The organism is Intestinimonas sp. RTP31139st1_F5_RTP31139_211217 (assembly GCF_040226735.1).
In the GTDB taxonomy this organism is placed as follows: Bacteria; Bacillota; Clostridia; order Oscillospirales; family Oscillospiraceae; genus Intestinimonas; species Intestinimonas butyriciproducens.
Window position 1 is genome coordinate 80,958 of the sequence record NZ_JBCOAQ010000002.1, and the last position, 23,724, is coordinate 104,681.

Sequence of the window (23,724 nt, forward strand, 5' to 3'; positions counted from 1 at the left end):
TTGGGGACCGGCCCTCTTTCTGTTTGCCCCCGGAAAGGCGGGAACGCCGCCCCTCAGAGCTCTACCACCGAGCCTGTGGAGAGCGCGTGGAGCCGCTCCCCCAGCACGGGGCGCAGCAGCTCGAAGGCGGGGGTGCCGGTACAGTGGCCGGTCCAGATCTCACCGATTCCCAGTTCCAGGAGCCGCCGGCCCAAAGCGACCGCCTCCTCCGGCGGCACCCCCAGGGAGGCGGCGCCGGAGGCGCCCATCAGATGGAAGCCGCCCAGAAAGGCCCGGACAGGGAGGCCCGGGAAGGCGGCCATGGCCTCCTCCGTCACCGTATCCGCTCCGGCGTGGGAACAGCTGCTGAAAAGGATCAGGCCGGAGGTGGTGACGAAGACCAGGCTCTGCTCGTGGGCAAAGTCGTCAGGGGTCAGCACGGACCCGGTTTGGCGGTACATATGCACCCGCTCTCCCCGGCTCTCCAGGCCCGGCGTATTGTGGGGCAGGAGCCAGACGCCGGGAAAAAGCTCGGTGCGCGCCGTGACATAGTGAAGCCGCGCTCCGTGGGAGAGGAGCTCCTGGGGCACGCCCAGATATTTTCTGGCGTCGCCCCGCAGGACATAGCTGGGCTGCGCGGCCTCCTCCCGCAGATAGAGGGGCGCGGAGGGGTTGCGCTGGAAAAAGGCGCAGAAGCCGCCGGAGTGGTCGTAGTGCCCGTGGGAGAGGACGGCGGCGTCCACACGGGACAGATCGACGCCCAACCGGGCGGCGTTGTCCAGCAGCGCGGCGGAAGAGCCGGCATCCAGCAGGATGCTGCGTCCCCCGTGCTCAATCATGAGGGAGAGGCCGTGCTCACAGAGGAGCCCCTCCGGGGCGGTGTTCTCCATCAGAACCGTTACCCGCACGGCGCTCACTCCCCCTTCCTTCTGAGCTTTTGTTTCTCCCCTTGCCCATTGACGAGATAGGTGTTGTCCAGATGGGCCTGGAGGCTCTGCCGGACCGAAGCGCGGTATTCGCCCCGCAGCGCCTCCCGCTCTGCGGCCTCCTCGGCGGTGAGCGCCCGCTCCCGGGAGAGGCGGGAGAGTTCGCTGATACGGTCGATCTTGTGCTGTTCCATAGGGCTCCCTCCTTAAATATAACGTTCGATCACGATCATGATCCGCCCCTTTTTGGAGGGACCGGATATCGTGCTGAGCACGCATTTGCCCAGCCCCCGGCAGACGAGTACGTCCCCCTCTCCCACCGGACGGTCCGGCTTGTCGCACTCCCTCCCATTGAGCATCAGCTTTTTTGACGAGATGAGATCGGCCATTTTGGAGCGGCTTATGGAAAAGCCGGAGGCGGCCACCGCGTCCAGCCGCAGGGTGGCCACGGTGTCCCGGATCTGTTTGACCTGCCTGACCGGCGGCGTGAGGTCCGCCGGGGCCATGGGAGAGACCCTGACCCGCTGCCGCCCCACCTGATCCAGCTGGGAGAGGAGCACGTGCTCCAGCTCCCGGAGCAGAACGGCCTGACAGCCCTCCTCCCCCACCAGCAGATCCCCCACCTTTTCCCGGGTGATACCCAGGCCCAGAATGGAGCCCAGATAGTCCCGGTGGGTGAGGCCGCAGCCCGGCGGGCAGGCGATGCGCACCGCGGAGAGGGGACAGTCCGCATCCAGCCGCCAGTCCTCGGGAGACATCCAATCCGGGAGAAAGACGCACAGCTTTCGCTCCGCGTCCCCGAAGCCGCCCCAGAAGAAGTGTGCCGGGTGGCCGGAAGCGGCGATGAGCCGCTCCGCTGCGGCCTGCTCTGTCAGGGAGAGAAACTGCGTGTGAGCGGGGATGTTTCGGGTGCGGCACAGCTCCAGCTTGTCCAGCGCCCTGGCAAGGAGAAGGCGCTCCTCGGGGTCTGCGGAGAGCTTTCCCAGCAGTTCGGTCTTGTTCATGGCGTCATTCCTTTATAATATCGGCAAAGCCGGCGCCCACCAGGCCGACCAGATCCCCCGGGGCAAGCTCCACCTGACATCCGATTTTGCCCGCGCTGACCAGGATGGCGGCCTGGTCGGCGGCACTCTGGTCCAGCACGGTTTTGAACCGCTTTTTCATCCCGATGGGGGAACAGCCGCCCCGCACATAGCCGGTGAGGGGGGTGAGCTCCTTGACATGGATCATCTCAATGGACTTTTCTCCCACTGCCCTGGCCGCCTTTTTCAGGTCCAGCTCGGCCAGCACCGGCACCACAAAGACATAGTTTGCCTTTGTGGCACCCCGGGTCACCAGAGTTTTGAACACGGAGGCGGGATCGCGCCCCAGCACGGCGGCCACTGTGGCCCCGTCCACCGCCATACCCTCCTGGTGAGGGTACTGGTGGGGCGTATAAGGGACTTTTTTCTGCTCCAAAAGGCGCATGACGTTGGTTTTTTCTTCCGACATGGAAATTCCTCTTTTCTATGGCTTGACGGAGATCAGTCGCCTTTGCCGAAGAGCTTTTGGAAAAAGCCCCCGCGTTTTTCTCCGCCCTTTCCCGGGGCCTTGCCGGACAGCGCCCGTAGACAGGCGGCGGCCTCTTTCACACCTGCGTCGGCGGCCTTCCGTAGCCAGAATCGCGCTTGCTCCGGGTCGGCGCGGAGGCCCTTCCCGTCCCGATACCACTTGCCAAGGATGAACATGGCGTCCTCATCCCCCAGCCGGGCGGCCTTCTGGTAGAGCTCAGCCGCCCGGGCTATGTCCGTGGCGGTCCCACGTCCGGACGCATAACAGTCGGCCAGATGATAGACGCCGGCGGGAAAATCCTGCTCTGCGGAGCGGGAAAACCACTGAAAAGCCAGAGCATCGTCCCGTTCCACACCGGAGCCGGTATAGTAGAGGCTGCCCAGATTGCTCTGGGCGGCGGCGTCCCCCTGCTCCGCAGAGCGGCGGTAGAGCTCCGCCGCTTTTGAAAGGTCCTGCGCAAGACCGTGGAAGCCGTTTTCATAGCACAGGCCCAAATTGCACTGGGCGGGGGCATAGCCCTGCTCCGCCGCCCGGCGGAGCAGCTCCAGGCCTCTTTTCTCGTCCTTCTGCATGCCGCTTCCATCAAAACAGCACCGGCTGAGCAGACTCATGGCGCGAGACTGCCCCTTTTCCGCGGCCTTTTGCAGCCATATGACCGCCTGGGCGGGGTCCCTGTCTACGCCGATGCCCCGCAGGTAGCAGAAGCCCAGGTTGCACTGGGCATAGGTGTAGCCCATCTCCGCGGCCTTGCGGTAGAGCGCGGCGGCTTTGGGCTTATCCTCGGGGAGGCCCTGTCCCAGCTCACAGCACAGGCCCAGACTGGCAATGGAGGGAGCGTAGTCCTGCTCTGCGGCCCGGCGATAGAGCTCCACAGCCTTGGCGTCATCGGTCTCCACGCCGTCGCCGTTTTGATAGCAGTCTCCCAGCAGATCCAGTGCCCGGGGGAATCCCCTCCGGGCGGCCCGGTCCAGCCACTCCACGGCCCGGCCGCAGTCCACCTCTGTCCCACTGCCGGTGAGGTAGCAATAACCCAGATTACACTGCGCGGCCAGATCTCCTCGCTGGGCGGCCTGTGTATAGAGGGCTACGGCCCTGGCCTTGTCCTCCGGTACGCCTTCGCCCCGCTCATAGCACAGCCCCAGACTGCACAGGGCGGGGGGATACTCCAGGTCCGCCGCCTTCTGATACCACTGCACGGCCTTTTCGGCGTCCGCCTCCACGCCGTCACCGTCCCGGTAGCAGCTTCCCAGCAGGCTCATGGCCCGGGCGGAACCCTGCTCCGCAGCCCGCTCCAGCCAGGGAATGGCCTGCTCGGGGGCCGGGTCCATGCCGATGCCCGTGAGACAGCAGTACCCCAGGTTGCACTGGGCAGAGAGGTTCCCCCGTTGGGCAGCTTGGGTATAGAGGGCCACGGCCCTGGCCTTGTCCTCCGGCACGCCCTCGCCCAGCTCATAGCAGAGACCCAGCCCGCACAGCGCGGGGGGATACCCCTGATCGGCGGCCAGTTGATAAAGCCGTGCCGCCTCGGCGTCATCCCGGGGGACGCCGTCGCCATCCCGGTAGCAGTCGGCCAGGATGCTCTGGGCCCGGGGAAAGTCCAGCGCGGCGGCCCGCCGGAGCCACGCCGCCGCTTGGGCGGCGTCCTTCTCCACCCCATCCCCATTTAAATAGCACACAGCCAGATTGCATTGGCCCGGCGCATAGTCCCGCTCTCCTGAGCGGCGGTAAAGGTCGGTGGCACGCTTGAGGTCAACCTCTACCCCGGTGCCCATCTCGTAGCAGAGCCCCAGATCACACAGGGCGGGGGGATAGTCCTGTGCGGCCGCCTTCCGGAACCACTCCACCGCTTTTTGCGCATCCGCCGGCGTGCCCTCCCCGTCCCGGCAACAGCAGCCCAGCAGCCGCTGGGCCCGGGGAAAGTCCTGCTCCGCGGCCTGTGTGAGCCACCGGACAGCCTGGACGTCGTCTTCCTCCACCCCGATGCCGGTGAGGTAGCAATAGCCCAGATTGCACTGCCCGGGGGCATAGCCCAGCTCTGCTGCCCTGGTGTACCAGCGCACGGCCTGGGCCTTGTCCTCCTCCAGACCGGCCCCCATCTCATAACAGAGACCCAGCTCGCACACGGCGGGGGGATAGTCGTCCTCCGCCGCCTGGCGAAAAAGCGCCGCCGCTCCGGCCTGATCGGCCTCCACACCGTCGCCGTCCCGGAGACAGCAGCCCAGGATATACCGCGCCCGGGCGAAGTCCTGCCCGACGGGCCCTTTTGCAGCCACGCCACCGCCCGGGCTTCGTCCTTTTCCACGCCGATGCCATTGAGAAAACACACGGCCAGATTGCATTGGGCCGGGGCGTAGTCCTGCGCGGCGGCCTTTTGATAGAGCTCCGCCGCCCGGACCAGGTCTTGCTCCACGCCGTCGCCATTTTCACAGCAGAGGCCCAGATTGCACTGGGCGGGGGGATACCCCTGCCCGGCGGACGCCTCATAGAGCGCCATGGCCCGGGGCTGGTCCTGGGCCAGGCCGGAGCCGGTCTTGCAGCAGTCGGCCAGGATGCATTGGGCCCGGGCGAAGTCCTGGGCTGCAGCCCGCTCCAGCCACTCCACGCCCTGGGGGGCGTCCGCCTCCATGCCGATGCCATTGAGGCAGCACACGGCCAAGTTGCACTGGGCGGGGGCGTAGCCCTGCTCGGCGGCCTTTCGATAGAGCTCCACCGCCCGGGCCGGGTCCTGGTCCACGCCGGTGCCGTTCTCCCAGCACACACCCAGGATGCTCTGGGCCCGGGGGAAATTCTGCTCCGCCGCCTTTGTCAGCCAGTGGACGGCCTCCTCCGGGTCGCGGTCCACGCCGATGCCATTGAGACAGCATACGCCCAGATTACACTGGGCGGGCGCGTGGCCCTGCTCGGCGGCCAGAAGATAGTATTCCGCCGCCTTGACCGGGTCCTGATCCACACCGGAGCCGTTTTCCAAGCACAATCCCAGGCTGCATTGTGCCCCCGCATAGCCCTGGTCGGCGGCCTGGGTATAGAGCTCCACAGCCCTGCCCTGGTCCTCCTCCACGCCTGTGCCCATCTGATAGCAGCGGCCCAGGGCCTCTATGGCCCGGAGGTCGCCGGACTCCGCCGCCAGGGAGAACCAGTGGGCGGCCTGAACCATGTCGCTGTCCACCCCGTCCCCCTCAGCGTACCGCACGCCCAGGTCGTACTGTACGGAGGTATCTCCCAGCTCTGCCTGCTCCAGCATGGCCTGAAAGTCCTGCTGGGCCTTCTGCACATTCTGCATGGCTTTGAGAATGAGCTGCGTATTGACAAAGACGACGTCCTGGGGATTGGAAAACTCCTTCTGCTCCCCGCGGTCGTCGGATTTGGGATCCATCTGCTCCACCTGCTTTCTATGTATAGGAGTAAGAGGAACGCGGACCACGCCGCGCCTACAAAATCCATTTTACAACGAGAGCACGTGCAACACAAGATAAAAAGGGATGCCCGGCGGATCGTGCCCGGGAATCCCGGCGGGAGGAAAGCCGGGGTGAGGTAGAAGAAAAAATAACCCCGTTTGGCGACAAACCCTCGCCACCAGGCGAGGATTCGTGCCGCAAGAGGGTGCTCGGAACCGGGAGAGGCGGTTAAGGCCCAGATTTCCGGAAATAGAAAAGGCCGCCCGCAGAGCAGCCGCCAAGCCGGAGCAAGGGCGTGGGTTAATAACATCTTTTTGCTCAGAGAATAAAAAGATGTCGGAGCAAAGCGGGCTTTGCTCCGACATGGCACGCCCGAGAGGAGTCGAACCTCCGGCCTACCGCTTAGGAGAACAAATAACTCTTTGTCCTACGATTCCCTTACACTACATTCCGCTTCGTTTTGTGTCAATTTAGCCCAATGAATTTTTGGTTTCTCACGCCGTTTTGTGTCATTCTGCACAGTTTCAAGGCGCTGGAATACCTTTCGCGCAATTAGCAAAAAATTAGCAGACGGCATTTTTGAGCTTTTGTAAAAACGCAAATTAGCAGATTATTAGCAGAGCGGCCCGCCCGGGGTGTGTTATTTTTATACGCATCCCGGGCTATTTTATCATTTTTATGCAATAGAATCAATCTTAAAATAGGAGGTTTCCATGCCGGCTTATCAATTACAGATCAAACAGGTCGTGGATTACCCACGATGCCGGATTTATCGGCAATTCGTCCATCGGCTGATGGCAGACCGGAGCATTCGCACAAGCGGAGGCTCTGGTCTTTTTTATTTTACCGTACTTTGCAGCTACGCAAACTTCCGCACTTCATACCGCCGCATTGATGGTATTAGCTATACCATCTATCCGGGCGAATGGGTCTGCACACTCAAGGAAGTGTCCCAATGGTTTCGCACACGGTTTCAATGCCAGGCGTTGACAGTGCTGGAACAACTGCAGAAACAGCACTTTATCACTTTTCATACACTGGATCGCGGCAATGTGATCCGCTATAAAATTTGCGACTGGGCGCGGCATAACACGGTGCTTGAATATAATGCTCCCTGCCAAAAGGATACCGGCTTTTTCTTTCTGCCCGTTTCCGTTGTCACAGATCTCATCAGCACAAGCCGATGCTCCGAAATGGATATTATTCTGGACCTCTGGGTTTCAGCCGTCTACAACGATAATCAGGTACAGGGGTCAGACCTGGGGCCAGTAGTCTATTTCCGCAACGGCACCGGCAATCCTCTTGTTGCCTACACTGAACTGGCTGTCCGCTGGGGGGTGTCCCGGGCGACAGTCGGCCGCGTCCTCAAAAAGCTGGCCGCACTGGACTATATCTCCCTTATGTCCTTCCCGGGCCGACACGGCAGCGTGGTCTATTTGAAAAATTACCTGTCCACCATGTTTGAAATATCGGATGTTATGGTGGACAAAGAGGAGGTCGCTATGACGCTCAACATCCATTTGGAACTCCCCGATGAATCAGGCTCCAGCCAAAACACACCAAGTATAGAGCATGAGGTTATCGTTTCAAACGAACTCAATAGCGTTTCAAAATCGCACATTGAAATTATCATCCAAAAGATGGCTCAAATCCTGATGGCACAAGGGATTTCGTGCTTTGGTTGTCCCCTCTCCCGCTATAAGTTATATCCCTTATCGGGCGACTGCCGGGAAGATTTACTACCCCGCGCACGGGAACAGTCAACGCTCTGTTTTGGCTTGTCCATTCTGTGCGGGAACAGGCAGGTCACCACTTTTGAACTTACACTCTCTCCCGTCGCGGAGAATTGAATAAGGAGGTCTTACCATGAAGAAATTTGTTGAAAAAGATGTCGCAGAAAACCCGCTGTACCATGATACCTGGAAACTGTTGAAAAAATACCGCGATGTGGTGTGGAGCCTGGAAATTTCTGTCCAGCATGTGCGTTCCAAGTTTGAGATCGAATACGGCACATCCATCGAGGAATTTCTGGATTCCATCTATCTGGCCGGCGCCGATCTGAATGGGAGCGATATTGAACACCATGCTAAGTGCATTGAGCGCAGCCACAAAATGCTGAAACTTTTGGATTCAGCAGTCGAATTGCTTCGTACCCGCCACAAGAACGGCGAGGCCTATTACTGGCTGCTTTACTACTCCTTCCTCTCCCCGCAGCAACTCAAAAATGTGGAGGAGATCATCGAGAATTTGCGTCCGCATATCCGGGACATCTCATTCCGTACTTACTACCGCAGGCGCAGGGAAGCCATTGACGCACTCAGTTCCGTACTATGGGGGTACACCTCCAAAGACAGTTTGGATATGCTGGAACAGTTCTTTCCAGCGCCAAAACCAGATGAAAAGGCCAAGGGCAAATAATTGGCAGAATACGGGAATGAAATTGGCGCATTCCTGCCCTTGAGCCGTAAATCCTGGTGTGCTAAACTGAATATGCTCAAACTTGCACCCAAAACTGAATGCAGGCAGTGAACGGCACCTTTTTCAAGGTGCTTTTTTGCTGCCCTAATGACCGGCCGATTGGGGAGGGAGCCCGCATCTATTACAAGAGCTGCGGGCTCCTCTTTTGTTTGAGTCCCGCATATTACATTTGGATTGGAGGTCCGAAAATTGAAAAAACGCAAGATTCCTCACCAAAAGCGAAACGGCGATACCAGCCCTCCGCGCCGTTTTTCCATTGGCAGAATCGCTTATATGGCGTTTCTGTGTCCCACCGTCTCATTGATGTTCAGCCAGCCGGCCTTTGCCGCAACCGATGTTTGGACAAAGGCCACAGAAATCATGCAGGATGTCTACACGCAGATCCTCGCTATCTCCACGATTGCGGCCATTGTGACCGCTTCGGTAGCATTGCTGCTCATGAATTTCTCCCGTTCTGGTAAAACGGTGGATGAAAGCAGAGCTTGGCTCAAACGAATTGTTATCACCTGGGCCATCTTAAACAGTCTGGGCTTTATCATGTCCTATATCGTCCCCTTCTTTGAGGGTGGTCAGTGGGCAGGTTGATCGGCATCACATTGATACCCGACGAAAGGAGGCATGACCTATGGGTATTCTGGACGGCATTGTTGAATGGATTGCAGAGCAGGTCATGGCGGGCCTTGACTTGATAACCACCTCGGTTTTGGGGGCACTGGGCTGCGATATGGCGGTATTTCTGCGCTACTTTCCCGCGGCCGAAACGATGTACAGCGTTTTTGTGGCACTGGGCATCGGTATCATTCTCCTTAACTGGGTGTGGCAGCTGTTCAAGAACTTTGGCCTGGGAGCCGGTATTGAAGCGGAAGACCCGCTCAAATTGAGCATCCGGTCCGTCATTTTTATTCTTTTAGCGTTCTTCTCCAATGAGATTGTCAGCATGATCCTGACCATCGGCGGCACACCGTATAACTGGATTATGGATTCGGAGCTGCCGGCACTCAGTTTTGCGGATTTCAATTCTGTCATGCTGGTCATCATCGGGGTGTGCGCCAATGGGGCTGTGGCCCTTATCACTCTGATTTTAGTCATCATTCTGGCGTGGAACTACCTGAAGTTGCTGCTGGAAGCGGCAGAGCGATATGTATTGCTCGGCGTGCTGGTCTATACGGCTCCAGTAGCCTTTTCCATGGGGGCAAGCCAGACAACATCAAACATCTGGAAATCCTGGTGCCGGATGCTGGGCGGTCAGATTTTTCTTCTGCTGATGAACGCCTGGTGCCTGCGCCTGTTCACGAGCATGGTTGGTTCGTTTATCTCCAACCCGCTCTCTTTGTAAGGAGGGCCATTTTGAAAAGACTCAAGAAAATTTTGTTCCTTGCGCTGATGGTCGCAGCTCTCTCCTGTCTGTTCTGCCAGCCTGCTTTCGCTATTTCGGAGGAAGAAGTCCAGGCACAAGTGGACGCCGTAGGCAAAGAAGCCGTTTCGGGGAATGTGCTGATCTGGTTTATGTGCGCAATCGGATTTCTTAAAGTATCACAGAAGATCGATTCTTTTATGGCAAGTCTGGGCGTCAATGTCGGCCATACCGGAGGCAGTATGCTGGCGGAGGCTATGATTGCGGCCAGGGGATTCAGCGGATTTAAGAGCTTTGCCAGCAATCACTTTGCGGGAGGCCGCAGCAGTCATTCCTCCCATGTCCGTGCAAACGGTGGCGGAAAAGGCGGTGCTGGATTCGGCGCTGGTTTTGCCAGCGGTGGCTTGGCCGGCGTGATTAAAAGGAATGTTACCAATAATGCGGTCAAAACGGCCACAACGCCCCCGGATGCCAAGCCCTCCGGATTAAGTGGGCTGGTCGGCGGCGCTGCAGGCGGCATCGGTGGACATATCTACGCCTCCTCCGTAAGCAAAGGAGGCAATTTTGCCAACAATGTCATAGGATCGGTTGCTACCGGGAGTATCACCCAGATGGGAACTATGACCGGGGATAAAGCTGTAGAAGCTCTGCATTCCTACATGGGTCATGCGGCATTGGAGCCCGGGGCCGAGAATATTCCCACTTATCAGAATGTGGAGATTGGCGGCGGCCGCATTACCGGCACAGAAGTCACTCCGGAGCATCCAGAAGGCATCGCTTTTGGTATGTATCATGCAGACCAGTATGTGGCGCCGGAAGGCCAATACACAACCGTTCACGCTGTAGATGGTACTGCCTGGTATAAGCAGTATGCCGCGGATGCGGTTGAAAAATCCCCCTATATGGCACCGGACGGCTCGATTGCCTATCACGAATCCATCGTGAAGAAACTGCCGCCTACTCCCAAAAGAAAGGACAAACTCTAATGGCTGAAGAACAAAAAAACAGCTCCGCCGAAACAGTAGATGCTGCGGCCTCTGCCGCACATACGGTCAAAGGCGCTATCAAAGCTGGCAAGGCCATCTCTGGAGCAGCGAAAGGCGCTGCCGCCGCCGGCCCCTATGGGGCTGTGGCTGGGGCCGTCTGGGCCGGCCGAAAGCACATCGGCAAAATCATTGCCGTCATTGCCATTCTGCTTTTGCTGCCTGTCCTTTTCCTCCTGATGCTGCCCGGCCTGATTTTTGGAGGGCTGGTCAATGCCTTTTCACCAGCTGATCCTGACACGCCTATCCTCAACAGCGAAACCGCCATCGTAGAAAACGCCAACGACATTACCTTTGCCATCAACGCCATTCTGGGTGAGGCGCTGGATGATGTGATGGCCCGTATCGAAGTGGACTTTGCCTCTTCTGGCGCCGACAAAATGGAGGTCAAAAACCCCTATTCTTCCGGCCTGGTCTACAACGCCAACCTCATCGTTTCACAGTATTGCGCTGCCCGGGATGAAGACTTTGAGAGCATTTCGCTGGATGACCTGTCCACTGTCCTGCGGGAGAACAAAGAGCATCTATACTCTTATACCAGTGTGCGGGAGAGCCGTGAGGTCACATCCGAAGATCCGGAGACCGGTGAGGAAACCATCTCCACCGAGATCTGGATGATCTATACCATTCGCTACAACGGCGAGTCTTATCTTGCCGACCATGTTTTCGCGCTTACGGATGAGCAGAAAGAACTGGCGTCCGATTATGCCTCTAACCTAAGTCTCTTTTTAGGCGACGGCCTGCTGCAAAATGTGGACGAGTGGACAGGGAACAGTATCCCCTCCCTTGGAGATGTAACCTTTACCGACGGCGGGACCCCGGTTGTTTATTACAATCAGCTGGATGAACGCTATGCCAGTCAACCCTATGGCACCGATAACATCGGCGGCTATGGGTGCGGGCCCACCGCCATGGCAATCGTGGTTTCCTCCCTCACGGACGATATGGTAGACCCGGTGGAAATGGCAAAGTGGTCATATGACAATGGCTATTGGTGCAAAAGCAGCGGCTCTTATCACGCATTGATCCCTGCTGCTGCGGAGGAATGGGGCCTTCCGGTATCCGGCTGCACGACTTCCGAGCCCCAGCGGATTCTGGACGCTCTCGCAGATGGCAAGCTGGTCGTGGCAATTATGTCCGAAGGCCATTTTACCTCATCCGGCCACTTCATTGTTCTCCGTGGCGTAAAAGACGGCCAGATCATGGTGGCTGACCCGGCCAGTTACAAGCGAAGCGGGCAGTTGTGGGATCTGTCCATCATCTTAAATGAAGCAAGCCGCCGTGCGGCAGCAGGCGGTCCTTTCTGGATTATTGGCTGACCGCACCGCACCCCGGCATCAGAAACGAGGTAATACATGAGCAACAAGAATGACCATGATATTTATATCATACCGCCGAACTTCATAGAAACAGGCACTTTTTTTGGCGGTATGTTCCGTGCGCGGAATGTGATTGAAGCCGGCATCCTGGCACTTGCCATTGGGACGCCGGTTTTTTTGTGCCTTCCATTTGGGCTGACCGCCCGCATTATTGCTTTATGCCTGACTGCGCTCCCGGTGGCATTGGTTGCCCTCATTGGCATTTCAGGGGAAAGTCTCTCGCAGTTTCTGATCACTTTTCTGAAATACCTGCGGAATCGCCGCGTTGTCGGCGGTGACGGTGAACAGCCCTGTGAAAAAACGGCTCCCTCCAAATCAGCCGGCAAGCATCTCAAACAGAAGCCTCCAAAGGAGAGAAAGCCCAAGGCGCCGAAGCGCCGGCGGTCTGGTGAAGCAGATTTCCCCGCTGAGTTTGATGAAGTCCGCGGATATGAAATCCGTGAAAAGCTCCGGCCCAAGAAAAATGCTAAAAAGGATCGTCCTGCCAAGGGCAATAAGGCAAAAAAGAACGCAAAAAAGCGCCATGAAAAGGAACGCCTGCCCAAACGCCCCGCCCGTGTCAAGGAGCAGAAGCCCGCCTGCCTCAATCCAGTGGCGGATTATCTGCCCATTGAGAAAGTGGAGAACGGCATTATCTATACCAAAGACCATCGCTTTGTCAAGGTGGTCGAAGTTGTCCCCATCAACTTTATGCTGCGCAGCGCCCGGGAACAGAGGAATATCATCTACTCCTTCGTTTCGTACCTGAAGATCTCGCCCATCAAGCTCCAAATCAAGGTTCTGACCCGCCGTGCGGACATCAACCGCCACCTGGACACGGTGCGCCAGGAGATGGCCCATGAGGAAAACGAGCAGTGCCGCTTGATGCAGGAGGATTACCTGAACTTTGTGCAGCAGGTCGGCTCCCGGGAAGCTGTGACCCGGCGGTTTTTCCTGATTTTCGAGTATGAGCCCTGGGCCAATACCCGGCGCTCCGAACAGGAAGATGAGGCAATCCAATCTCTCCAAAGTGCTGTCCACACGGCATCCAATTACCTGCGTCAATGCGGCAACGAGGTCGTTGTCCACGAAAACGAGGACGAATTTACCGTAGATGTTTTCTATAATTTGTTGTGCCGAAATGAAAGTGCGGTCAAGCCCCTGTCGGTACGGGCACAGGAAATTGTGGCACAGTATCTCGACAAGGGGCGGGAGGGCGAGATTGACCGCATCCCGGCGGCTGAATTTGCTGCTCCCAAAAGCATCGACTTCACCCATGGACGGTATCTCTGCATAGACGGGCTGTACTATACTTATCTGCTCGTCCCATCAGATGGTTACAAAACACAGGTGCCCGCGGGCTGGCTGAGTTTGATCGTCAATGCCGGTGATGGCATTGACCTCGATATGTTTCTTTCACGCCAACCCAAAGAGCGCATTATTCAGCGGGTCGGCCAGCAGCTCCGCATCAACCGGTCAAAAATCAAGGATGCCAGCGACACGAACACGGACTTCGATGATATAGACGGCGCTATTCGGAGCGGCTATTTTCTGAAGGAGGGCCTTGCGAATAACGAAGATTTCTATTATCTCAACTTGTTGATTACTGTGACTGCCCCTTCTGTGGAGGACCTGGAGTGGAAGGCCAGCGAAATAAAAAAGCTCCTGCTTTCGCAGGATATGGATGTCTGCAACTGCCATTTTCGGGAGGAGCAGGCATTTTGTTCTGCCCTCCCGCTGGTTTCCATGGAAAAGGGACTGTTCGAGCGTGGTAAGCGCAACCTGTTGACTGGAGGCGCGGCCAGCTGCTATCCGTTCACTTCGTTTGAGATGTGCGATGACAATGGAATCCTTCTGGGGGTCAACAAATATAACAGTTCCCTCATCATCGTGGATATTTTCAACTCTGCGATTTACAAGAACGCCAATATGGCGATCCTGGGTACCAGCGGCGCAGGCAAGACCTTTACGATGCAGCTCATGGCGTTAAGAATGAGGCGGAAAAACATTCCCGTTTTCATCATTGCACCGTTGAAGGGGCACGAATTCCACCGTGCCTGTGCCAATGTAGGCGGGGAGTTTATCCAGATTTCCCCGGCCAGCCCGCACTGCATCAATGTGATGGAGATCCGCAAGGTGGATCGGTCGGTCAGTGAGCTTCTGGACGGGCCGGGAATCCAGCTCTCCGAACTGGCCGCCAAAATCCAGCAACTCCACATATTTTTCAGTCTGTTGATCCCTGATATGTCTCACGAGGAACGACAGCTGTTGGATGAGGCTCTGATCCGCACCTACAATTCCAAAGGTATCACTCATGACAACGCCTCATTGGAAGACCCGGCCAATCCGGGCTACTACCGGGAGATGCCGGTGCTGGGCGATTTATATGAGATTTTGAAGGCCGCCCCGGAAACCACTCGCATGGCCCATATCCTCAACCGTCTGGTGAATGGCTCCGCCAGTACCTTTAACAAGCAGACCAATGTGCGGCTGGATAATAAGTACACCGTACTGGATATTTCCTCGCTTACTGGTGATTTGCTGACTGTGGGGATGTTCGTGGCCCTTGATTTCGTTTGGGACCGCGCCAAAGCTGACCGCACCGAGGAAAAAGCCATTTTTATTGACGAGTGCTGGCAGCTTCTTTCCGGCGCAGGCGCCACGGGTACCAGGCTGGCCGGTGATTTCGTTTTGGAAATTTTCAAGACGATTCGCGGCTTCGGTGGATCAGCGATCTGCGCCAGCCAGGACCTTAACGACTTTTTCAATCTGGACGAAGGCCGTTTCGGGAAAGGCATCATCAACAACAGCAAGACTAAGATCATTCTCAATCTGGAGGATGACGAAGCGGAGCGTGTCCAGGAAACCCTCCATCTCTCTGACGCAGAAACGATGGAGGTCACACACTTTGAGCGCGGCAGCGGTCTGATCTCCACCAATAACAACAATATCATGGTGGAGTTCAAGGCCAGTCCATTGGAAAAAGATCTCATAACCACAGACCGCAGGGAACTGCGGGAGCTTTTGGAGCGCAAGCGCCAAGAACAAGCTGATTCCGCTTAAAAGGCATTTTCTCTGGGAGGTGCGGAAGCGCCTCCCTTTATTGCGCGGAGTAGTGTAAAGAACATGGTTGGATGCTTTACCAACAGACGGCGGGGCAGTACCGTCCTCCGCAACCATTTAGAATTTTATATGAGGTGAGTCCAATGTATTCGACAATAAAGTAATCAAACAATGAATTTAGAGGTGATATAAAGCGAGTTTAAGAGTTTCTTTAAGCAAGTTGGAGGCAATGAAGGCGACAAATGCAAATATAACACCCGTTTAGATACTTACGGCTGCGGCTGTCAACACAACTGTAACTACTGCTATGCCCGTTCATTGCTTCATTTTCGTGGATTATGGGATGCGGCGCATCCTCGTGTTGCAGACATTGAAAAGGTCCGGCGGAAAATCCGCAGTCTCCCATCCGGAAGCATCATCAGGCTTGGAGGCATGACAGACTGTTTTCAGCCCTGTGAACTCCAGTACCACACTACCTACCAGACCATCCAGGAGATGAATCTATGCAGGGTAAGCTATCTCATCGTCACGAAGTCTGCACTTCCCGCTGCCCCGGAGTATTTAGAGATCTTGGACAAGGAACTGGCCCATATTCAAATTACCGTGACCTGCCTGGACGATGCACAAACCGCCCAATTTGAAAAGGCCAGTCCTCCCAGCCAGCGCATCCGCGCAATTCAGGCTCTGCAAGCGGAAGGGTATGATGTGGCAATCCGATTAAGCCCCATCATCGAGGAATACATGGATTTCGACAAGCTGAATGATTTGGGAATTGAGCGGTGTGTGGTTGAATTTCTGCGCGTCAATTCGTGGATTAAGCAGTGGTTTCGGGGTGTTGATTTCTCTAAATATACCGTGCGGCAGGGAGGCTACCATCATCTTCCTTTGAAAGAAAAGCAGCGGATCGTGGAAAAAATCCATATTCCGCAGAAGACAATCTGTGAAGATGTAACGGAACACTATCAATTCTGGAGGGATTTTGTAAATCCCAATAAAGAGGATTGCTGTAATCTCCGGAAAACGCATCATTGACAGTTCCAATACGCCTATAAGACGCCTTTTTTTCCTACTATTCTCGAAAAACGCCGGATTGACGCTCTAATGGCGTCTTTCCACAATTCCTATTTAACAATGCGCTTTGAAGGCGTCTGATTGGCGCCTTTAATAAAGGAGGTGAGCCCCATGAAGACCAGGGCTGAAATCTATGGGAACGAGGCTACGGACTTGCTACGGATCGTGACGATGTACCCCGGCCTCTGTGAACACCAGCTTCTTTGTTTTCACCCTGGCAAAGAAGATACTACAAAGGCCCTGCTCTCTCATTTGGAGAGGCAGGGCCGCATTTTTCAAACAGACGGCGGTGGTTATTTCCTGGCAGGGCAAACACCAAAAACTGACCATGCGCTTGTCCGGGCAGTGTGGGTCCTGCTGGACTTCATCCGGCAGGTAGATTACCACGCTCCGGCTGATTTTCCCGTTAAACTCGTGTTTTTTGCCGACGGTGAATTATATGAGATTGCTTATATTGCCGCCGGGCAGGAGGCACTTGTCTGCCATGCTCTGCGGGGCAACAAAGGGGGAAGCCGCCGTATCATGCTGGTCGATACTCCGGCGCAAATCGCCCAAATCGACTGTCCGGGCATATCCGGATTTTGTACTGTAGACGAGGAAGGCCAGACAAATTATTTCAAGAAAGCAGGAGGCACATGATTGGATCGAAAACTAATATCCCACCGCATTGGAAGCATTCTCGACGATATATCCCGTCTGAGTAATGCGCTGTACGCGCTGGACACCACTGACATCCAGCGTTACCCCGACAACTATGAAACACTTTCCATAGATGCCGCTTTACGGGCAGAGCGGATTGCCTGCCGGCTGCGGCATCTGATTTATTCCAGCACAACCATCCGCAAAGGTGACTATCTCAAATCCGCCGGTGCAACGCACGGCATCACTGTCAACTGCGAGGACAGGGTGCTGGAGGTGACGCTGCCCTGTTTGCTGCCAAAGCGCAAACAGCGGCAAAGCGATGAGTTCCTGTTGGACCCGCTCTATTTTGTCCTTGATCAATACGCAAGAGAACACCCACTTCCGTATTACCGCGATTGCGTTGTCTGTTTCGCCCAGGTCTATGACCGGGCACTTCCCGACAGGCGGATACGCGATTACGATAATTTATCGGAAAAGCAATTACTGGATCTTCTCTCTTCCTTTGTGATGGCTGATGATACCGGCCTGTTGTGCGATGCCTATAACACGGCCGAACTGGGCGACCAGGATTGCACAAAAATCTATATCATGGAGAAGCAGCGTTTTCCGCAATGGCTGACGGAGCATAAAACGAGTCTACAATCCATCTCGGATTTTTGACCATTTTGGGCCTTCTCCGGCCCGACATCCAGCGAAGCGGCTGAAACGCCCGATTTTCCGGGCTTTTTCCCCTCATGGGGAGGCCCATTTTTACCGAAGTCCTCAGTCATTACGGTAAAAATCCTGTGCTTTCAAGGGAGGTGACTACTTGGGAAAAGCACCAACTATTTTCCACAGCCGGATACGCTTCCGTTCCGGCTTTTATCGCTGACCGCTATTTCGGGAGAGTTCCCCACCAGCCAGCTCAACCGCCTTCCCGCCAGCCCTTACTACTTGGAGGCGGTCGTGACTGCGCTCAAAAAGGCCGGACTGCTGCGCACCTACTACCGGGATCGGCTCCGGGGCTATCGGCTGGGGATCAAAGCCAAGTCAGCTCTGCTGGACGGATGGCCCGAGCGTTTTACATTCTGCCTTACAGGAGACGCAGAAACCAACCGGCTCAAAAGCGAAGCAAACCGGAGGTTTCGGCTCCACCGCCTCGCGGAAACCTATATTACTATGGGCAATGCCGGGGTATTGCTCTACCCGGATGAAAAGCCGAAGGTCTTTGCCCAGACCGGTTTTGGCGGCGAAACTGTAACATATCCCGCGTTTTACAGTTCACGCGAAGTCAAGGAGTTGGGGGCTGATGCCACCCAGATCCGAAGCTCCCGCTTCGCAGGGGTGCTGCTGGTCCCCACCGGCATCTTTGTGACCTACAATAGCGGGAGCGCTCTGATGAAGTGGCGCTACAAATCCGAACTGCGGGTAAAAACACTCCTCTGGAACATTCTATGCCAGCAGCGTCTGGCCCAGCAGTACCGTGTCGAACAGGTACATGGACTGGTATTGGGGGACAGCATGGACCTGGCCTACCAGATACTCACCAGTACCGGTGGGGCCAAGCATGACTACTTCATGCTGGACGGCAGCTACGACCACTTTTATTTCCTAACCAATGACCATCAGGGGGAGGTGATACTGGCGTTACTGTGTGACCCTGTGAAAACCGCGGAACTTGACCGCATTCTGTCACAGGGCCTCTACGCCGGCAATCCCGGCAGGGCCATGGAGCAGGATGCCGCAGAGCCGGATGGAACGCCGGTGCTGTTCGGTTACTTCTGCGATCTGCCGCGGATCGTGCGTTTCAACACCGCCCTCGAACTGATGGAACGCCCCGGTACGCTGATCTGCTTTGATTTTCAAGCAGATGTGCTGCGCCGCTATTGCAGTGACCGGGTACACCTGCAAACCATTGACTTTACAAAATTCGAGGGGAGGTTGTTCCCATAAACAAAAAGAAACTAATCATAGGCCTGGCAGCAGCGCCGGCCGCCGTATTTGCGATTCTATACGCAGGCGGTTTCCTGGCACAGCTGTTTGGCAATTACGCGGCGTGGAAACAGGGCGGCGGCATCCCCGGAGACGGAACTTCTCCGGCGATGGCGTCGCCTGATTTTTTTACCTGTCTGGCCTCCGTGTTTCATCCACCCTATGGAGTGTACGGTGTCCTGATCTGCATCGGCCTGTTGGCAATTTTGCTGCTCATGGTCATGCGCATGGGCTACAGCGATACCGGCGAATATGATACTGACCGGAATTTCATTTACTCGGCCAAGGGCACTTACGGTACTTCCGGCTGGATGAGCCGCAAGGAGATGGCCGGTGTGTTGGATCTGGTGCCTGACCTGCGCAAGCATAAAGGCGTTGTACTGGGAATGCTGGACAACAAGGCTGTCTGTATTCCCGAAAATCCCCATATCAACGGCAATCTGGCTGTGTATGGCTCCAGCGGCAGCATGAAAACCCGGTCCTTTTGCATGAATCGTATCCTTCAGGCGGCGGTCCGCGGAGAATCCCTGATTATTTCAGATCCGAAAAGTGAGCTCTACGAAAAATCCAGCGAGTATCTGCGGGATCAGGGGTACTGTGTCAAGGTGTTCAATTTGGTCAATCCGGAAAACTCGGACAGTTGGAACTGCCTTTCCGAAGTGGAGGGGCAGGAACTGATGGCGCAGCTTTTTGTAGATGTCATCATTAAGAACACCATCAACAACGGCAAGGGTGACCATTTCTGGGATTCCTGTGAGATGAACTTGCTGAAGGCCCTCGTCCTCTATGTGGACCAGAGTTATGCTGAACAAAACCGCAATATCGGAGAGGTGTACCGGCTGCTGACTTTAAGCGGCGAGTCCGATTTGGACAGCCTGTTTGAGAACTTGCCGCCCACCCATCCGGCCAAAGCGCCATACAGCTTGTATAAGCAGGCCAGCGATACAGTTCGTAGCGGCGTCATCATCGGCCTCGGCTCCCGTCTGCAGGTGTTCCAGTCGGAACTCATCAAGAAAATCACCACCCGGGATGAAATTGACTTGGAGCTGCCCGGCCAAGAGCGGTGCGCCTACTTCCTTGTTACCAGCGACCAGGACAGCACCTTTGACTTTCTGGCAAGCCTGTTCCTGTCCTTCTGCTTCATCAAGCTGGTGCGGTATGCAGACAAGAACTGCGAAGGAGGCAAACTGCCGGTACCGGTGCATGTCCTGGGTGAAGAATTAACAGCCTGCGGCACCATTCCAGACCTCTCCCGCCGGTTAAGCGTCATTCGTTCAAGAAATATCTCTATGAGCTGTGTGTTTCAGAACTTGGCGGGCTTGCAGAATCGGTATCCTCTCAATCTCTGGCAGGAAATTCTGGGCAACTGCGACGCGCAGTTGTTCCTGGGCTGCACAGATGAATTGACGGCGGAGTTTATTTCTTCCCGCACGGGACTGGCTTCTGTGTCGGTATCCAGCAAATCCAAGCAGCTGGGTACCTGGCGTATCTCCAACTACACGCCGGAATACCGGGAAACCTCTGGTGTCGGCAAGCGTCCTGTCCTCACCCCGGACGAAGTTCTGCGGCTCCCTATCAAGCAGGCGCTGGTCATCATCCGGGGGCAAAAAGTTCTCAAGGTAGACAAAATGGACTATTCCAAACATCCGGAGGCATCCAAGCTCCGTTCCTGCAAGGCATCCGCCCATATCCCCGAATGGCGCAGGCTGGAACAGGAGCAACCGAAACCCTCTGCGGCGCAGCCAAAGCCGCAGGCTCCCGCGCCTAAAAAGCCAGTGAAGAAAAAGCCGAAGGCGGCCAGCACATCTACCAACACCAAGCAGACCGCAGCCGTTCCTACCGCAGAGGCTCCGAATGGCATCATCACGACAGATAAGGACTCGATCCTTTCTTAATACAAAACATAGGAGGTTAATTTTATGGCAACCAAGAAAAAAGTATTGCTGGAGCAGGAAACTCCTGTTCCTGAAAACACCGCCCCCGCGGACGGTACCATTTCTTCCGCCGGCCCCCCGGCTGATGCGGCGGCGCCGCCTGACAGTGACGATTTGAGTGCGCTGCTGGCCTCTATGGGTCAGACCAATGACAGCGCCTCTACGGATCAACCTGATGGCGACGCCACTTTGGAAGGCTCTGACCCTCCCCTTGAGTTTATGGAAACGGAGGCGTCTGATGAAGCTGCCCCCGAGGGTGACGGCACGGCCTCTGGCGCCCCTTCCGATTCGGATGAGCCTGCCGGATCGGCGGCCGGTGAGGATGGCGACGGTGAGGAAGAGACTCCTTCCAATTTGTCTGCTGAAGGTGCAAATGGCATCCCGGCGGAGACGGTTTCCGAAACTGCTGGGGAGCCGGCTCCCCCCAAGCCCAAGCGGGCACCCCGGCGGAAAAAGGCGGCGCCTGTGGAAGATCCCGTACATGGCGAGAATGAGGACTCTGCGGAGGCTCCGGCTGCTGAAGAGCAGGCTGTGGAATCTTTCGCCTCTGTTGAGAATACGGCGCCGCCTGATGAGGGAGAAACACCCATTTCAGAGGATACCACTCCCCAAGAGGAGGCGCCGGTAGATACTGCGTCTGCTCTGCGCCGGACCGCCGTAACACACCGCAGTGACGCCTCTATCCTGACCATCCGCAGTCGTGAAGAGGTGGAAACACAGGAAGACCGCGAGGATGTCATTTGGCACGAGATCCACAACGCCTACCGCACCCGCCGCATCCTCACAGGTCAGCTGGGCGGCATTGAGCAGCTGGACAACCGCAAAACTGTGGCCGTAGTGGATTACAAGGGATTCCGCATCATTATCCCCATTAAGGAGATGATGATCAATCTGGGCCGCAGTCCTTCCGGCCAGGAGTATGCCGACCTGATGCTGCGTCAAAACAAGATTTTGGGGAATATGCTGGGGGCGGACATTGACTTTGTGGTGCGCGGCATCGACTCCAAGACCCGCAGCGTTGTCGCAAGCCGCCGTGAGGCTATGATGCGGAAGCGTCAGACCTTTTATTTCGATTTGGACGCCGAGGGGAAGTACCGCATCTACGAGGGGCGTATTGTTCAGGCCCGGGTCATCGCTGTTGCGGAGAAGGTCATCCGCGTCGAGGTATTCGGCGTTGAAACCTCAATTCTGGCCCGTGATTTGGCTTGGGACTGGATCGGCGATGCTCACGAGCGTTTCTCCGTGGGCGATGAAGTGCTGGTCCGCATTCTCAATGTGCGGCGCAACAGCCTTGAAGACCTCGGAATCCGTGCCGACATCAAGAGCACATCTGAAAATACCGACCGGGACAATCTCCAGAAGTGCCGAATCCAGGGTAAATACGCCGGAAAAGTGACCGATGTACACAAGGGTGTGGTTTATGTCCGGCTTGCCAATGGCGTCAATGCGGTAGCTCATTCCTGCTATGATTACCGGATGCCCGGAAAGAAGGATGATGTATCCTTTGCCGTCACCCATTTGGATGTGGAGCGCGGCATCGCTCTTGGAATCATCACCCGGATCATCCGGCAGAATCTGTAAACCGAAAACCGCCTGGGAAGTATCAAATAACTGCTTCTCGGGCGGTTATTTTATTATTTCAATCCTAACGCATATACAGCCTTCCAACCCTCTCTATTTTTAATTTTATTTTCCGTTTGCGTTGATTTTTCACAAAATGCGGGATATAATATATAAAAACGCTGAATTAGGAGGTTGTTTATGCTGATTCAATTTAGTGTAGAGAACTATCTGTCTATCAAAGATAAAGTTGTCTTATCCCTGCTGTCCAGTAGGGACAATGAGCATCCAGAGCATCTCATCGCAGATGGAAACAAAAACTATCTGAAATCCGCTGTTATCTATGGAGCCAATGCTTCTGGGAAGTCTAATGTCTTGAACGCATTCTGGTTTATGGTAAACTATGTGCTGACTTCTCATAACCAGCAGCTCCATAAAACGATTGCGCGTTCACCATTTAAGTTCGATCCTGAAACACCTGCTCGCCCCAGTAGTTTTGAGGTCATCTTTACCACAGAAGGCGTTCGATATGCGTATGGCTTTTCTGTAACAGATAAGGCTGTCACGGAGGAATACCTATACTACTATCCCAACGGCAGACAGGCGCTTATTTTCGAGAGAAAAAACACCAAGGATTTCCGTTTTACGGTCGATGTTGATGAGCAAAACACACTCAAGGAGCGCACCTCTGCAAACAAGCTCTACTTGTCAGTTGCATCAAACTGGAGTTACGCCAAAGTGATCCCTGTCCTGGAGTGGTTTGCCTCCTGTCAAATCATCACGAAGAATTCCGTGGCGGATGCCTATGGAATCGAAGCGGAGCAGTTGAAAGATGATGACTACCGGCGTGTAATCGCATCTATGCTGCGTGTTGCAGATTTGGGAATACAGGCGCTCCAAATGCGCGATTCAGACCCTGCGCCTTCTCAACGCAGTGACATTTTTGCAAATATTGATGCCATTCATACGGTACATGACGCCAACGGAAATGCGTGTTCCTATGCCTTGAATATGGCAGAGGAATCTGACGGCACCAACAGTTATTTCAAGCTGATCGGTGTTGTGAAAAAGGCTTTAGACCAGGGGACGCTTCTTGTGGCTGATGAAATGGACGCACACCTCCATCCACTTCTGACCAAGCATCTGGTGTCCCTTTTCGACAGCACAGAATTTAATCCCAAGGGTGCTCAGTTGATCTTCACATCACACAGCACCAACCTTCTTGATTTGGATTTCTTGAGAAGAGATCAGATTTGGTTTACAGAAAAAGATGAGCAGACCGCAGCCACAGACTTGTTCTCCCTTTATGATTTTTCCATTCGCAAGGACACCAAAGTAGAAAAGGGATATTTGATCGGCCGTTTTGGTGCAATTCCTTTTATCAAGGGAGGGCTGTAAA

18 protein-coding genes and 2 pseudogenes are annotated in these 23,724 nt (G+C 55.6%); 14 read left to right on the plus strand and 6 right to left on the minus strand.

What is annotated here, in order from left to right:
* Nucleotides 1–53: 53 nt before the first annotated feature.
* The 6 genes and pseudogenes from ABUA09_RS02640 to ABUA09_RS02665 all read right to left on the minus strand — a co-directional run.
* The gene (locus ABUA09_RS02640) at nucleotides 54–887 is read right to left on the minus strand and encodes an MBL fold metallo-hydrolase (RefSeq protein ID WP_279204362.1); all 834 of its coding nucleotides are present in this window, start codon (nucleotides 885–887) and stop codon (nucleotides 54–56) included.
* 5 nt (nucleotides 888–892) lie between these two features.
* Nucleotides 893–1,099, minus strand: a complete 207-nt coding sequence (locus ABUA09_RS02645; protein ID WP_033117654.1) for a DUF896 domain-containing protein — start codon at nucleotides 1,097–1,099, stop codon at nucleotides 893–895.
* Nucleotides 1,100–1,111: 12 nt separating this feature from the next.
* Nucleotides 1,112–1,909, minus strand: a complete 798-nt coding sequence (locus ABUA09_RS02650) for a YlmH family RNA-binding protein (RefSeq protein WP_058116712.1) — start codon at nucleotides 1,907–1,909, stop codon at nucleotides 1,112–1,114.
* A gap of 4 nt (nucleotides 1,910–1,913) precedes the next feature.
* A complete protein-coding gene (ybaK, locus tag ABUA09_RS02655; protein WP_349949071.1) occupies nucleotides 1,914–2,396 on the minus strand; it encodes a Cys-tRNA(Pro) deacylase in 483 nt (160 codons plus the stop codon).
* A 32-nt stretch (nucleotides 2,397–2,428) separates the two neighbouring features.
* Entirely contained in the window at nucleotides 2,429–4,648 is a 2,220-nt protein-coding gene (locus ABUA09_RS02660; protein WP_349949072.1) for a tetratricopeptide repeat protein, read from the minus strand.
* A gap of 110 nt (nucleotides 4,649–4,758) precedes the next feature.
* Nucleotides 4,759–5,829: pseudogene (locus ABUA09_RS02665) on the minus strand (SEL1-like repeat protein); the annotation flags it as partial.
* Between the two features lie 735 nt (nucleotides 5,830–6,564).
* Here ABUA09_RS02665 and ABUA09_RS02670 point away from each other — a divergent pair.
* The 14 genes and pseudogenes from ABUA09_RS02670 to ABUA09_RS02735 all read left to right on the plus strand — a co-directional run bounded on the left by ABUA09_RS02670 (nucleotide 6,565) and on the right by ABUA09_RS02735 (nucleotide 23,723).
* Nucleotides 6,565–7,701 carry a MarR family transcriptional regulator gene (locus ABUA09_RS02670; RefSeq protein WP_009258069.1) on the plus strand — a complete coding sequence of 379 codons (1,137 nt, stop codon included), beginning with the start codon at nucleotides 6,565–6,567 and terminating at the stop codon, nucleotides 7,699–7,701.
* Between the two features lie 16 nt (nucleotides 7,702–7,717).
* The gene (locus ABUA09_RS02675) at nucleotides 7,718–8,269 is read left to right on the plus strand and encodes a hypothetical protein (protein WP_009258068.1); all 552 of its coding nucleotides are present in this window, start codon (nucleotides 7,718–7,720) and stop codon (nucleotides 8,267–8,269) included.
* Between the two features lie 249 nt (nucleotides 8,270–8,518).
* Complete coding sequence (locus ABUA09_RS02680) at nucleotides 8,519–8,914, plus strand: hypothetical protein (RefSeq protein WP_009258067.1); 396 nt, start codon at nucleotides 8,519–8,521, stop codon at nucleotides 8,912–8,914.
* 40 nt (nucleotides 8,915–8,954) lie between these two features.
* On the plus strand, nucleotides 8,955–9,665 hold the full coding sequence (locus tag ABUA09_RS02685; RefSeq protein ID WP_009258066.1) for a hypothetical protein: 711 nt from the start codon (nucleotides 8,955–8,957) through the stop codon (nucleotides 9,663–9,665).
* A gap of 11 nt (nucleotides 9,666–9,676) precedes the next feature.
* Complete coding sequence (locus ABUA09_RS02690) at nucleotides 9,677–10,669, plus strand: hypothetical protein (RefSeq protein WP_009258065.1); 993 nt, start codon at nucleotides 9,677–9,679, stop codon at nucleotides 10,667–10,669.
* Nucleotides 10,669–12,045 carry a C39 family peptidase gene (locus tag ABUA09_RS02695; protein WP_071698952.1) on the plus strand — a complete coding sequence of 459 codons (1,377 nt, stop codon included), beginning with the start codon at nucleotides 10,669–10,671 and terminating at the stop codon, nucleotides 12,043–12,045. Before ABUA09_RS02690 ends, ABUA09_RS02695 begins: the two co-directional genes overlap by 1 nt.
* Nucleotides 12,046–12,081: 36 nt before the next feature.
* Complete coding sequence (locus ABUA09_RS02700; RefSeq protein ID WP_071698951.1) at nucleotides 12,082–15,147, plus strand: VirB4 family type IV secretion system protein; 3,066 nt, start codon at nucleotides 12,082–12,084, stop codon at nucleotides 15,145–15,147.
* A gap of 285 nt (nucleotides 15,148–15,432) precedes the next feature.
* Nucleotides 15,433–16,179, plus strand: a pseudogene (locus ABUA09_RS02705) (SPL family radical SAM protein); the annotation flags it as partial.
* A gap of 150 nt (nucleotides 16,180–16,329) precedes the next feature.
* On the plus strand, nucleotides 16,330–16,857 hold the full coding sequence (locus ABUA09_RS02710) for a DUF5697 family protein (protein ID WP_009258061.1): 528 nt from the start codon (nucleotides 16,330–16,332) through the stop codon (nucleotides 16,855–16,857).
* Nucleotides 16,858–17,520 (plus strand): DUF6100 family protein, encoded by a 663-nt coding sequence (locus ABUA09_RS02715; protein ID WP_009258060.1) that lies wholly within the window; start codon nucleotides 16,858–16,860, stop codon nucleotides 17,518–17,520.
* Nucleotides 17,521–17,805: 285 nt separating this feature from the next.
* On the plus strand, nucleotides 17,806–18,792 hold the full coding sequence (locus ABUA09_RS02720; RefSeq protein WP_009258059.1) for a hypothetical protein: 987 nt from the start codon (nucleotides 17,806–17,808) through the stop codon (nucleotides 18,790–18,792).
* A 17-nt stretch (nucleotides 18,793–18,809) separates the two neighbouring features.
* The gene (locus ABUA09_RS02725; RefSeq protein WP_195309070.1) at nucleotides 18,810–20,726 is read left to right on the plus strand and encodes a VirD4-like conjugal transfer protein, CD1115 family; all 1,917 of its coding nucleotides are present in this window, start codon (nucleotides 18,810–18,812) and stop codon (nucleotides 20,724–20,726) included.
* Between the two features lie 24 nt (nucleotides 20,727–20,750).
* Complete coding sequence (locus ABUA09_RS02730; protein ID WP_349949073.1) at nucleotides 20,751–22,346, plus strand: S1 RNA-binding domain-containing protein; 1,596 nt, start codon at nucleotides 20,751–20,753, stop codon at nucleotides 22,344–22,346.
* Between the two features lie 180 nt (nucleotides 22,347–22,526).
* Nucleotides 22,527–23,723: an AAA family ATPase gene (locus tag ABUA09_RS02735; RefSeq protein WP_044941035.1), complete on the plus strand. Its 1,197-nt coding sequence runs from the start codon at nucleotides 22,527–22,529 to the stop codon at nucleotides 23,721–23,723.
* The last annotated feature ends 1 nt before the right edge of the window (nucleotide 23,724 follow it).